This window comes from Paenibacillus sp. GCM10027628 (genome assembly GCF_042676385.1).
In the GTDB taxonomy this organism is placed as follows: domain Bacteria; phylum Bacillota; class Bacilli; order Paenibacillales; family NBRC-103111; genus Paenibacillus_E.
On record NZ_JBHTHA010000041.1, the window covers coordinates 1 to 13,428 of the forward strand.

At 45.9% G+C, this 13,428-nt stretch carries 10 protein-coding genes; all 10 read left to right on the forward strand.

The annotated features are described in order from the left end of the window. Positions 1-648: 648 nt before the first annotated feature. Entirely contained in the window at positions 649-978 is a 330-nt protein-coding gene (locus ACFQZT_RS26365) for an ArsR/SmtB family transcription factor (RefSeq protein WP_379304833.1), read from the forward strand. After that, a complete protein-coding gene (locus ACFQZT_RS26370; protein WP_379304835.1) occupies positions 975-1,394 on the forward strand; it encodes an SRPBCC family protein in 420 nt (139 codons plus the stop codon). Before ACFQZT_RS26365 ends, ACFQZT_RS26370 begins: the two co-directional genes overlap by 4 nt. A 248-nt stretch (positions 1,395-1,642) precedes the next feature. Next, positions 1,643-3,898, forward strand: coding sequence for an ATP-binding cassette domain-containing protein (locus ACFQZT_RS26375; protein ID WP_379304837.1), 2,256 nt, complete (start codon positions 1,643-1,645; stop codon positions 3,896-3,898). 405 nt (positions 3,899-4,303) lie between these two features. Continuing rightward, complete coding sequence (locus tag ACFQZT_RS26380; RefSeq protein WP_379304839.1) at positions 4,304-5,638, forward strand: ABC transporter substrate-binding protein; 1,335 nt, start codon at positions 4,304-4,306, stop codon at positions 5,636-5,638. Positions 5,639-5,717: 79 nt separating this feature from the next. Continuing rightward, positions 5,718-6,605: a carbohydrate ABC transporter permease gene (locus ACFQZT_RS26385; RefSeq protein WP_379304973.1), complete on the forward strand. Its 888-nt coding sequence runs from the start codon at positions 5,718-5,720 to the stop codon at positions 6,603-6,605. A gap of 6 nt (positions 6,606-6,611) precedes the next feature. Beyond that, positions 6,612-7,442, forward strand: coding sequence for a carbohydrate ABC transporter permease (locus ACFQZT_RS26390; RefSeq protein ID WP_379304841.1), 831 nt, complete (start codon positions 6,612-6,614; stop codon positions 7,440-7,442). Positions 7,443-7,476: 34 nt separating this feature from the next. Beyond that, positions 7,477-8,493, forward strand: coding sequence for a glycoside hydrolase family 43 protein (locus tag ACFQZT_RS26395; protein WP_379304843.1), 1,017 nt, complete (start codon positions 7,477-7,479; stop codon positions 8,491-8,493). Positions 8,494-8,572: 79 nt separating this feature from the next. Continuing rightward, on the forward strand, positions 8,573-9,937 hold the full coding sequence (locus tag ACFQZT_RS26400) for an ABC transporter substrate-binding protein (RefSeq protein ID WP_379304845.1): 1,365 nt from the start codon (positions 8,573-8,575) through the stop codon (positions 9,935-9,937). Continuing rightward, complete coding sequence (locus ACFQZT_RS26405; protein ID WP_379304847.1) at positions 9,843-11,669, forward strand: cache domain-containing sensor histidine kinase; 1,827 nt, start codon at positions 9,843-9,845, stop codon at positions 11,667-11,669. Before ACFQZT_RS26400 ends, ACFQZT_RS26405 begins: the two co-directional genes overlap by 95 nt. Before the next feature lie 3 nt (positions 11,670-11,672). Continuing rightward, on the forward strand, positions 11,673-13,277 hold the full coding sequence (locus ACFQZT_RS26410) for a response regulator (RefSeq protein WP_379304849.1): 1,605 nt from the start codon (positions 11,673-11,675) through the stop codon (positions 13,275-13,277). The last annotated feature ends 151 nt before the right edge of the window (positions 13,278-13,428 follow it).

Sequence of the window (13,428 nt, forward strand, 5' to 3'; positions counted from 1 at the left end):
TTATTGGCTTCCTAAAGTTCTTAGAACAACCTCTTTTTTAAGTGTCCTTGACAAAGGGTCCTGATCACTTCGACAAGGCTCTTTTTTTAATTTGAATGCACCCAAAGGGTTATCAACACCATTGAGGTTTTTAGCGATATTTATTGGGTTCACATTAATAGGTCCTATAATGAAAAATATTCCCCCTAGGGAGCTTGACACAACACCAAATGGTGACCTAAAATTAAATCGTCACTAAATGGTGTCCAATTTATCGGCGCGGAAGCAACCGCGAATGTAGTAACCCAGCCCTGAGGGAAATTTATCGCTTATTAGTTACAAATGCGCTGCTAACATTCGTTGTGGGGAGCGTAGAAAATGGGGAGTTAAGCCATCAATGGGGGATATTCGAGACGATAGCCATCTTCAAGCCGGATATTCCGCGGCTTAAGAATGGGCATACTCAGCATTTTCTTAGGAATGAGGGCACAGCTATATCGCATGCATGCGCGGGAGACTTTGGGGCTTAAGCGTACCATATTTTTAGCCCACTTAGGTGTGCAAACCCAGCTCTCGCCTTGTGGGTGCTACGTCCGAAGAGCCGCATACTTTATGGAGGTGGTGAAATTAACGGCTGTCCCTTGGCAATAATATTTAGGAGAGGGTGTTGTGAGCGATAACAACCAGTTGCGGGATGCGTTCGACGCGATTGCAGATCCAACTAGGCGCCGACTGATTCGCCTGTTAGCAGAGGCACAGGAGATACCGCTTCATGAATTAACGGCACAGTTTCAAATGGGCCGTACAGCGGTATCCAAGCATTTGACAATCCTTAAAGAGGCCGGACTGGTACTTGACCGAAAAGTCGGTAGAGAAACGCGATTTAGGCTAAACGCCTCTCCACTCAGAGAAATTCAAGATTGGGTGGCTTTCTATAGCAAGTTCTGGAGTACGAATATGTTGCGCTTGAACCAATTATTAGAGGAGGAAGAAGAATGAGTTTAACATTATCCTTGGATTTTCAGTACACGACATCGATCGAGAAGCTTTGGTCCGCCATAACCGATTCAAGCAAGCTTGCCAAGTGGGTGGTCAACATCCATACCGGTCAGGCGATGGAAAATGATTTTAAGCCCGTCGTAGGACACCGTTTTCAATTTCGTACGCAGCCGACCGAATGGTGGAATGGCATTATTGAAGGCGAAGTGCTTATCGTGGATGCACCCAACCGGTTGTCCTATACTTGGGCAAGCGGAGAGAAGCACACGATCACCTGGACGCTGCAGGATTTAGGGGACGGAAAGGTTAACCTTCATCTCGAACAAACCGGAATCTCAAATGAACAAGCACTCGCAGGCGCTAAGTTTGGCTGGAGTAAATGGTGCGGCGAGCTTGAAAAGGTGTTTGAACAATAACCGCATTCGTGTAATAAATATTTCCTTACCCAATGCTAAATGGATGAGTATTATAGTAGAAACCTGCTTGAAACGAAAAAGCATAAACCGGCTGCATGTGTATTTTGCAGCCGGTTTATGTTTAGTTTGGACAATCTGACAAGTTCTTGTCGTTTCGAGTCAAGTTCGGGCTGCTCGACTTTCAACGCACGATGAATGGTACAATGTAAATAGAAGTAAAAATTAACACGATCGGAAGGATGATAATCATGAGCGAATCTAATCAGGAGTATATCGTAATCTCGGGTGCGAGGGAAAACAATCTTAAGAACGTCTCCTTGCGCATTCCCAAGCGGAAGATCACGATTTTCACCGGGGTATCCGGATCCGGCAAGTCATCAATCGTTTTCGATACGATTGCCGCAGAGTCGACACGACTGCTGAATGAGAACTTCAGCATGTTCGTACGCAACTTCCTGCCCCGAGTTCCACAGCCGGATACAGACGCGATCGAGAACCTGAGCATGGCTGTTATTGTAGATCAGAAGCGGCTGGGAGGCGGTTCCCATTCCACGATGGGCACGATTACCGATATTTCGCCCATTCTCCGTCTTCTTTTCTCCCGGGTGGGTCAGCCCTATGTTGGACAAGCGCACATGTTCTCGTTTAACGATCCTCTAGGCATGTGTCCCGAGTGCAACGGGATCGGTCGCAGGCTTGGTGTCGACATGAGTAGGGCGGTGGACATGTCCAAGTCGCTGAACGAAGGGGCCATTATGCTTCCGGGCTATGCGGTGAACGACTGGGAATGGAACATGATCATGCAGTCGGGGGACTTCGATCCAGCCAAGAAGCTGAGCGATTATACGGATGAGGAACTGGAACAACTGCTTTACGCCAAGGCTAAGAAGGTCCAGGTGGATTTTGGCGGCAAGGCCATGAATATTACTGTGGAAGGTGTCATCGAGAAGTTCACCAACAAATATATCAAGCAAGATGTGAAAACAAAGTCCGAACGCACGCAAAAAGCAGTTATACCTTTCATTTCCGAAGGTCCATGCTCCAGTTGCCGCGGCGCGAGACTAAGTCAAGCTGCGCTGGGCTGCAAAATCAATGGGCACAACATCGCAGAGCTGTCCTCCATGGAGGTCGGAGAGCTCGTTCGCGTCATTCGGGAGATTAACGATCCCGTTGCTAAGCCGATCGTCAAGTCGCTGACAGAGCGACTGCAGCATCTGGTAGATATCGGACTTGACTACTTAACGCTGGACCGTGAGACGGATACGCTGTCCGGCGGCGAGTCGCAGCGCGTCAAGATGGTGAAACACCTGAGCGGCAGTCTGGTGGATGTCACTTACATTTTCGACGAGCCCAGCGTAGGCTTGCACCCACGTGATGTACACCGGTTAAATGAATTGCTTCAGAAACTGCGCGACAAGGGTAATACCGTGATTGTTGTCGAGCATGATCCCGATGTGATCAAGGTGGCGGATCATATTGTCGACGTCGGGCCTTACGCCGGCGGCCGCGGCGGTACCGTCGTGTATGAAGGAAGCTTCCAAGGCTTGCTGGAGTCTAGTACGCTCACAGGAACTCATATGAAGCGGCCTCTCCAACTGAAACACGATTGCAGGCAGCCATCCGGCAAGCTGTCCATCAAGGATGCCACTCTGCACAACCTGCAGAACGTGAGTGTAGACATCCCCACAGGAGTGCTGACAGTCGTTACTGGTGTCGCCGGCTCGGGCAAAAGTACGTTGATTAACGAAGCGTTCCTCAGTCAGCATCCGGATGCGATCGTCATCGACCAATCGGCGGTAGGCGTGTCAACACGCTCGAATCCCGCGACGTACACTGGCATTATGGATGATGTGCGCAAGGCATTTGCCTCCGCGAACAAGGTGAACCAAGGCTTATTCAGCTTCAACTCCAAGGGAGCTTGCGAGAACTGCCAAGGGCTTGGCGTGGTGTATACAGATCTTGCATTCCTCGACAGCGTGAAGCTGCCATGCGAAGTATGCGGAGGCAGACGCTTCAAGGAAGAGGTGCTTGAGTACAAGTTGAACGGCAAGTCAATTGCAGAAGTGCTGGAGATGACGGTGGAGCAGGCATTGGACTTTTTTGAGCTAAAAGAGGTTGTGCGCAAGCTTCAGGCGATGAGTGATGTGGGGCTGAACTATATTACACTCGGCCAGCCACTCAGCACACTCTCGGGCGGGGAATGCCAGCGCATCAAGCTGGCAAGCGAGCTGCATAAGAAGGGCAGCATCTACGTAATGGACGAGCCGACGACCGGCCTACATATGTCAGATATCGGTCACCTTGTGGAAATCATGAACCGCCTCGTGGATGCCGGCAATACGGTGATCGTCATCGAGCACAACCTCGATGTAATCAGCCAAGCGGATTGGATCATCGATATGGGACCGGACGGAGGCAGCAAGGGCGGTCAGGTGGTGTTCGAGGGCACACCTCCGCAGATCATCCATGCGAAGCATTCGATCACGGGAAAATACTTGATGTAATCATAAAATCCAGGTTAAACTTACCTATGCCCAAACCAGCAAACCCTTGAGTTTGCTGGTTTTTTGCACTTCAAGTGCTTTACCTAAAAATATGTCCAATGCTTCTTGAATATCGTCATGGCAACGCTTTCTAAAAGCCATTATAGTTAGATTGTGGAAAGCAATAAGAAGATAACGTGGGGTGATAAGGAATTAGTAAATGTGAATATAAGGATCGTGCTGGAAGTACGGGGAGGAAAAAGAAAGAGCGATAAAAGGTCCATTGGCGTGGGTTCCCCTTTTGATCGCTCGGTGGTAGTGCGACTGAATTTTGGTGAAAATTCAATCGACACTCCAATTTTGACACAAATCCATATAGAGAAGCAAGTACATTCTAACGTGTTTAAATTGAAGGGAGATTACAATATGGTGAAGTTGAAAAGCTTACAATTGATAGGTTTAACCGGCTTGTCACTCGCAATGGCCTTATCCGGATGTTCGACCAATAAAGGCGCGAATACGGCTCCTGCTACGGCAACACCGGCGGCTTCCGCTTCAACAGGAGCAGCAGCGACCAAAGCGCCCGAACCTGCTAAAAGCGGTGAGAAAGTAACTGTGAACTTCTGGACGCCATTCTCAGGGAATGATGGTCCATTCATGAAGAAAATTGTTGATAAATACAACGCTTCGCAAGATAAATATACAGTTAAAATGACGATCCAACCGAGTGGTGATTACTATAAGCTGCTGGATACAGCGATTGCTACGAAAAAAGGAATACCAGATGTAGCCATCATGCATCTGGACCAAACCCCAACGTATATCGCCAAAGATTTGTTGCAGCCCCTGGATGATATTGCTAAAGCTGCTGGCGTGGAGAAGAGCAACTTCCCCGATGCGACGGTCGATTATGCAACAAAGGACGGCAAATGGTACAGCATTCCTTTGGACATTCATCCATTAGTGATGTACTACAATAAAGATTTGTTCGCTGCAGCCGGTATCACGAAACCGCCTACCAATCGGGAAGAATTCGTCGAAGATGCGAAAAAGCTGACCGATCCTTCCAAAGGTATTTGGGGCGCAGCGATGCCGACGTTCTGGATTCAAAACTTCCTGTTCCCAACCATTCTGTTCCAAAATGGCGGAAGCTTTGTAGATGATAAAGGAAATATTGCTTACAACTCGCCGGCGGGTGTAGAAGCTGTGACGTTTATGAGAAGCTTGACGACGATGAAGGTATCTCCGCCTACGGTTGCTCAAGACGGTGACTTTAACTTGTTCCAACAAGGAAAAAGCGCCATGCATTTCAATGGTCCTTGGTCGAAGGATGCCTTCGATAAAGCGAAGATCAACTACGGTGTGGCACCGGTTCCGCAGCTCGGCACAGTCAAACAAGCCGTTTTCGCCGGATCGCATAACTTTGTTATTCCTAAATCAACGACCGATGCCAATGTGCTAGCAGGTGTTGGTGATTTCTTGAAATACGTATCTGCCAACTCGATCGATTGGGCGGAGTCGGGTCAAGCGGTAGCTTCCAAGGCCGTACGTGAAAGTGCAGCATTTAAAGCTATGACACAGCAGCAAACCGAAGTAGCCAAAGAATTTGATTATGTGCAATTTGCTCCAAAAATTTTGAACTGGGGCCCGATTTCCGACAGTATCTGGAGTGAACTAGCCAATGCTTTACAAGGTAAAAAGGATCCTAAGCAAGCGCTGGATGATGCAGCAGCCAAATCAACACAAGCGATGAAGAAATAAACCATAGCGAACTAAATGAAGGCGGGTATCGTATACCCGTCTTCCTTGCTAAGGTAAAGGAGGGAATCCGTTGTCTACCATGTCCAATTTGAAATCCAAGCTGACTTCCAGCTTATTCATATTACCGTATTTTCTAGCCTTTTTGGCTTTTACTCTAATTCCGATCATTTACGGCTTTGTCATTAGCTTAAAGCAGTATAACTTGCTTGATCCTGTGCATCCGTTTGTTGGATTGGGTAATTACAAGAGTATTTTCACTGAGGGTACCCAAGAAAATGATCTCTTCTTCATCGGGATGAAAGCAACTTTGAAGTTTGTTGTGTTCTCCGTTCCTTTTCTAGTCATCGTGGGTTTAGGATTTGCCTTGCTGCTTAATGCACTTCCGGCGAAGCTGCGTTCCTTCTTTCGGTCGATTTATTTTATCCCCTATGCGGTTTCGGCAACTGTCATGGCCGTAATTTGGAAACGAATGTTTGATGTGACCGGCGGATTTATTAATCTGTTTTTAGCCAAGTTAGGGATTCATGAGTTTGACCCGATTCCGTGGCTGCTGGAGAGCCCCTTTGTTTGGTTCGCATTGGTTGTAGCAACGCTTTGGTGGACCATCGGTTTTAACATGATAATCTTTGTTAATGCGCTGAATGGCGTACCTGAGGATCTCTATGAAGCGGCTAAAATAGACGGCGCGAGTGGATGGGATCGGCTGCTAAGGATCACACTCCCTTCTATTAGACCTGTCATTGTTTTTGTGTTGATTACTTCAACCATCGCTTCTTATAATATTTTCGCCCAGCCTAGTTTAATGAGTAATGCTGGCGACGAGACGAAAGTGTTAATGATGGGCATTCTGCAAACGGCCTACACAGCCAGAGAAATCGGGTCTGCTTCTGCAATGGCTATTCTCATGGGCCTAACCATTATGGTTGCTTCCATAATTCAATTTAAAGTCACGAATAGAAAGGAGTAGTGACCCGTGAAACCCTTAAAGATTTTTTATGTGTTGTTGGCCTCGCTTCTAGGCATCATTTTTATACTACCGATGCTTTGGATGTTTTCCAATTCTTTCAAAACCGATATTGAAGTCATGTCACCTGTGTTTCATTTGCTCCCTCAAGAATTTACATGGGATAATTTCCATACGATTTTTGTGGGCGGCGATGTAGAGGTTCCCATTTTTCGCTGGATTTTTAATTCATTCTTCGTGGGTATTGCCGCAACGTTCCTGGTTATTCTACTGGATTCTATGGCTGCCTATGCGTTAGCCAAGCTAGATGTTCCTTTCAAAAAAACATTATTTGTTTTATTTATAGGTTCGTTAATGGTTCCAGGCATAATTTCGTTCCTCCCTCAATATTTGAATTTTAGTCATTTTAATTTGATTAATACGTACTATGTGCTTATTTTGCCCTATTCCGGCGGGGCTCTCGGTGTGTTCATGCTGCTTCAATTTTTCGGAGCATTCCCCAATGAAATTATTGAAGCTGCCAGAATCGATGGGGCTAATAAATGGCACGTTTTCACGTCCGTCTTATTGCCATCTTCGATCTCCATTGTAACGACACTCGCTATCTTCACCTTTATGGGCGTTTTCAACGATTATGTATGGCCATTCTTTACCGTTACAGACTTGGAGATGAGAACGCTAACTGCAGGCATAGCGGTTATGGCAACAGGAAGCTTCGTCCAATCCTATGGCAAATTAATGGCGCTTGCTACCTTATCGACCATACCTACACTCATCATCTTTTTGATCGGTCAAAAGCAGTTTGTTCAATCGATCACAGCAACAGGGGTCAAACAGTAGTTGGCAGGCCGTGAAATCGAAGGTGGAATTTCTAATGCGCATACTTAGTATTTTGCTCGTTAGTATTTGGCTGTTGGCAGGATGCACGAAAGGAGCTGGCGGAGAAGCCGTGAAAGCAACGAAAACATTTACAAATCCAATAATGGACAATGGTGCTGATCCGTGGGTCACTTCAAAGGATGGGATCTACTATTACACGCATACGACGGGGAATTCGATAAGAATTTGGAAATCTCGAACATTAACCGGGCTTTCCAATGCCGAATATAAGGACGTCTGGTTTCCGCCTGTGGAAGGACCCAATACTTCCAACATTTGGGCGCCGGAATTACATTACCTTAACGGTAAATGGTATATCTATTATGCCGCAGATGACGGTCAGAACGAAAACCATCGCATGTTCGTGCTAGAGTCGGAAACGGATGATCCCTTAGGAGCCTATGTCGATAAAGGCATGCTGGACACGGCCGGAAGATGGGCGATTGATGGAACAACGCTGCAAAAAGAAGACGGGTCCCTATACTTCATTTGGTCCGGCTGGGAAGGGAAGGTGAATGTAAGCCAGCATTTGTACATTGCGCCGATGAGCAATCCGTTCACCATTAGCGGGAAGCCTGTAGAGATCTCTAGACCCACTTATGACTGGGAGTTGGTCGGGAACCCGACGATTAATGAGGGTCCGGAGGTGCTGCTGCATAAGGATCAAATTTTTGTGATCTATTCGGCAAGCGGCAGCTGGACGGATGATTATTGTCTAGGCATGCTGAGCACTCGAATGAGCAGTGACGTATTGAATCCGGCATCATGGGCGAAACATGATCAAGCCGTATTTTCAAAAACAGATCAGGTGTTTGGACCGGGTCATAACTCTTTTGCCAAATCGCCGGACGGGAAAGAGGATTGGATTCTTTATCACGGCGCCAAATCGCAAGGCTCTGGCTGGAATCGCAATGTGCGCATGCAGCCTTTTACGTGGAATGCAGATGGAACTCCGAACTTTGGCAAGCCGATCGCCGAAGGAACGCCAATAGCAGTACCCGGCGGTGAATAAAATCAGGCACATCTCCTAATGGAGGTGTGTTTCTTGTATAATTATGAACAACACTGTACACCTGCGATTGGGGGATTCTATGAACTTCAAGGGTAACAAGCCATCAAAGTTAATCGCTGTGTCCCTGCTTACGCTCCTGAGCCTATGCACTGCCAGCTGCAGCCCGCCAGTCGCTACGATAACAGATGATGCCAGCAGCAGTAAGCTTCGCATCACTTTTTGGTCTCCGTTTAGCGGAGGCGATGGTCAATTTATGGCTGAGTTGGTGCAGCAATATAATAAAGAGAATAAGGATCATGTGAAAGTGGAACAAATCAATAATAATTCGGGTGACTACTATACCAAACTCTCAACGGCGATTGTGACCGAGGAAGCACCTGATATTGCGATCGTACATTCCGCTAAATATTCCCAGTATGTTCCAGCTGATTTCTTAACCGATTTGAATGACTTGGCTCAAGAGGCGGGCGTCAATTGGAGTGAATTTAACTCGACGATCTTGAAGAGCACCGTATCCGATCAGAAGCATTACGGCATTCCATTAGACACACATCTTGAAGTCATGTACTACAACAAGACGCTGCTTAAGCAAGCAGGACTTCTGGATGACAATGAAAAACCTATTTTGGCTAATGGCGAAGATGGGTTCAATCATTTTTTGCTTCAAATCCGTGCTCATGTGCCGTCTACAATTACCCCACTAGCGGAGCCGAGTGTCCGAATCGATTCCTTTTGGCTGTGGTATTCTCTATATAATCAGATGAATAAGGACGGTGGAAGATTCTATACCGACGACGGAAAAGCGGCAGGGATCGATAACCCCTCAGCACTGCAATCCTTGAGCTTTGTCAATTCGCTATATGCCCGTAAGCTGATTCTTCCGAATATTAACGATGCCATGCAAACCTTCGCTAAGGGCAACGCCGCACTTTTAATAACAGGGGTTTGGGCGACGGGAACCTTTGAGAAGGTGCCGGACCTGAACTTTGGTGTTATCAAAATACCGCAAATCTATGATCATCCGGCCACATGGGGGGACTCCCACACGTTCTCTCTGCCTTACCATGAGAAACCGGACAAGCAAAAGCAGATCGCAGCGCTTAAATTCGCCAATTGGGTAGCTGCTCACGGGGCGAGCTGGGCTAAGGCCGGGCACATTCCGGCAGTGAAAAAGGCCGTTGAATCCGAGGAGTTTCAGCAGCTTAAATATCGTCCGGACTACGCAAGTTCGGCGGATGATGTGAAGTATTTTCCTAATCAGCCAAGGCAGGGCAAAATCAACGATGAAATTATACGCGAGTTCGAAAAGATGATGGCTGGTCAACAAACACCACAAGAGGTGCTGCGGAATGCTCAAAACATTATTAATGCCAATCTACAGGCACAGCAGATTACAGCTCCAAAGAAGAATACAGTCGATCAAGAATCTCCCGATCGTCATTAAATTAATTGTCATTAGCTTTATCCTGATCGCCGCCCCGCTAGGGATAGCCAGCTATTTGACCTACACGAGCTACTCGGCATCCATCCAGAAAAATACAGGCAAATTCCAAATGGACGTCGTGAAAGAACTAACGGCAAATATAGATACCTATGTCAATGAGCTCAACGTACTTACTTTACTGCCCTATCAATCGCCGGAAATATTGGCTTATTTGGAGGCAAGCCCGCAATCCGATCCGCTCCTTTCTTTTAATGAAAGGGTGACCTTGGAGGATTTCACGAAACGCGTCTTTGCGAATGGAAGGGTAGATATCTCAGGGATTACGCTTTATAAAATGTCGGGCGGTACCTTTACGGTTATGTCTGAAGAGCAAGCGAACTATTCAATGCGGCATGTTGAGCATGAACCTTGGTACGATAAGGTTTCCAAGACGGGGAAGGTCGTTTATATCGGTACATTCAGTAAAAATGGAAACGATCCCAGCAGCCAGATTTATTCGTTTGCCAGAAAAATTCGCAGCGTAGAAACGGGAAAGGCATTAGGCTACTTGGTTCTGGACGTGGACAAAACGATCATCCGCAATAAAATGGAAGCGATATCCAATGATCGCAAGAACATTATGATTATCGATAATGCGGGTGAGATTGTATATAAAAGCATGGAAGATTTGACCGATGGTAGCAAACTAATGTCATATAAAGGTGCTGGAACCGTCTTGTATAAACAATTAACAGGCACGGAGCTGTTATCCTATTACACATCTCCTTTTACAGGATGGACCATCATGGAGATGGTGCCGCTCGTCACCTTGCTTCAGGACACAATTACAATGAGAAATTATACGATCCTTATTAGTTCTGTCTGTTTGCTTCTAGCCGCGCTAAGTATCATAGCCGTTGCTTTCCGAATTACGAATCCGATCAGTGAACTGCGAAATTTGATGAGAAAAGTCGTGCAGGGAGACTTGGAAGTGTCTATCCCTATTCGGAGTCGCGATGAGATCGGGCAGCTTAGCCAATCTTTTAATATCATGGTTTCTAAGCTCAGCGATTTAGGCTATCGTCTCTTTGAATCTGAAATCAGGGAGAAAAACTCGCAAATATCGGCGCTGCAGAGTCAAATTAACCCGCATTTTCTATACAATACATTAGGCTCGATTAGCATGTACGCAGAGATACAAGGCAATAAGGAAGTCGTGAAAATGACGAATAATTTAAGCAAGCTGCTTCGCTACAGCATTAACAGCCACAAAAGCCAAGTGCCGCTTAATTTGGAATTGGAGCATGTAAAAGGATACATGACCATTCAACAAATACGCTTTGAGCATAAAATCAATTTTGAGGTTCACGTTGAACCGGAGCTGTTGTCTTATTCGGTAATTCGCTTTATTTTACAGCCGATTGTTGAGAATAGCATTGTGCATGGGATTGATAAGGGTAACGGCTATGGAACGATTGTACTAACAGGCAAGAAGCAGGAAGATCATATGTTGATCACGATTCAAGACGATGGAGCCGGTATGAGCGCAGTTCGCTTGCAAAACTTACTGGATAAACAATTTAAGCCTCCTCATACCGAAGGCACTGGCGGTCATGGACTTATGAATGTGCACCGCAGAATTGTTTTGCGTTATGGCCATCAATATGGGATTAAGATAGAAAGCACGCTTGGTCAAGGAACCCAAATTAGCCTAACTTTACCCCTAATCGAAGCGGATCTTGAAGGAGGATAGTGAATGCCTAACCTATTAATCGTGGATGACGAAGGAATCTTTCGCAAAGGCATTCAAGTGATGATCGCAGAGATGCAAGCGGACTGGGTCGTTATTGCAGAGGCGATGGATGGTGTCGATGCACTTGAAAAAATAGAGCAGCAGCAGCCCGATCTGATTATCACGGATATCAAAATGCCTCGAATGGACGGAATTCAGCTTCAGTACATTATTAAGGAGCGGTATCCGCATATTTCTTGCGTGGTCATGAGTGGATACAACGATTTTCAATATGCTCGTGAATCGTTAAGATTGGGCGCCAAAGATTATTTAATGAAGCCGTTTGAAAGAGAAGAGTTATATCAATTGCTTGGCAAGCTGCAGGAAGAGTGGGGGCACGGCAAGGAACTTCTTGAAAGTAAAAGAATGGTTGAGGATAGACAAGTACAAAGTCAAGTACGGCAGCAGGTTCTTGCCGGTCTATTAAATGGAAGTATTCATCACGCAGAGGCGGAGTTGCTCGAGAATGTAGGCATTCAGTTTCCTTATCCTTATATAAGCTGCCTGATTGCTAAGCTTGATCGCGATTCAGTTACGGATGAGAGATTCTACCAGTTGGATCCGTCCCTTTTTTCCATCTATATGCAGCAGTTTATTCAGGAAAGCATAGACAGCACGCTGCGGGGACATGTATTTATTATGAATGATATCGAGGTTGTTGCTTTAGTTAATGACGTCGATACAGAATTATCCTCGGCTAAGATAGAAAGGTTAACCGATCAAATCCGTAAAGAAATTAGAGGGCTCTCCAATTTCACCATTACTTTTGGCTTAGGCAGTCCTGTCAAAGATTTGGAGTCCATTTCCAGATCTTATAAAGAAGCGGGACTTGCTCTATTATACCGGTTGGTGATTGGAGGCGATCGATTGCTTTCTAGTGAAACCGTTGCCGAGATCAAAATGGAGAAAATGGAGTGGCAGTCCGCAGATTGGCATACATTGAACCAGTCTGTACAAGAAGGGAATTTAGCAGATGTAGAGCTTCAAGTCCGAGAGTTCGTCACAAGCCTATGTAGTAAATGGAAAAATCCGGAGATTATTCATCAGCAAATTTGTAAAATGCTGCTTCACTTTTATGAGCTGGCGGTCAATCTAGCGGTGGTCAATCAGTGGCTTCAAGATACGGATGTTAAACATGTATTGCTGGAGATTTACTCGTTTTCGTCCAGTAAAGAACTAATCGAGCGCTGTCAAAAGCTTCTGGGTGATCTGAGTGTATGTATAGCTAATCGCCAGAGAAAATTCATTGCCAGTCCCATCGAATCAGTTGTGCGCTATGTGGAGGAACACTTTGCAGAGCCGATTACACTGAATACGATGGCGGAATTCGTCTATCTCAGCCCGTCCTATTTAAGCAGTTTGTTTAAAAGCAAGCAGGGACAATCCTTTATCGATTTCCTCACGGAGAAAAGGATTGAGAAGGCGAAACACATGCTGCTTTACTCGGATGAAAAAATTCAGGTCATTTCGGATTCAACGGGTTTTACGAATATTCGTCACTTTAATCGTGTGTTCAAGACGTTGACCAATCGAACGCCGTCTGAGTTCCGCGATGGTCACCACGGGTAAAATCATAATTAGAGAAAAGACCATTAGATATGTCTACTGAATCATGAAAAGTGTCATTATTTTAAAAATGGAAATGCGTTAATATGTAAGGGGGTTCAACCATTTTGGGATAAGGAGGGTAGAAATCGGATTTCAAATGAATGCAATAAAG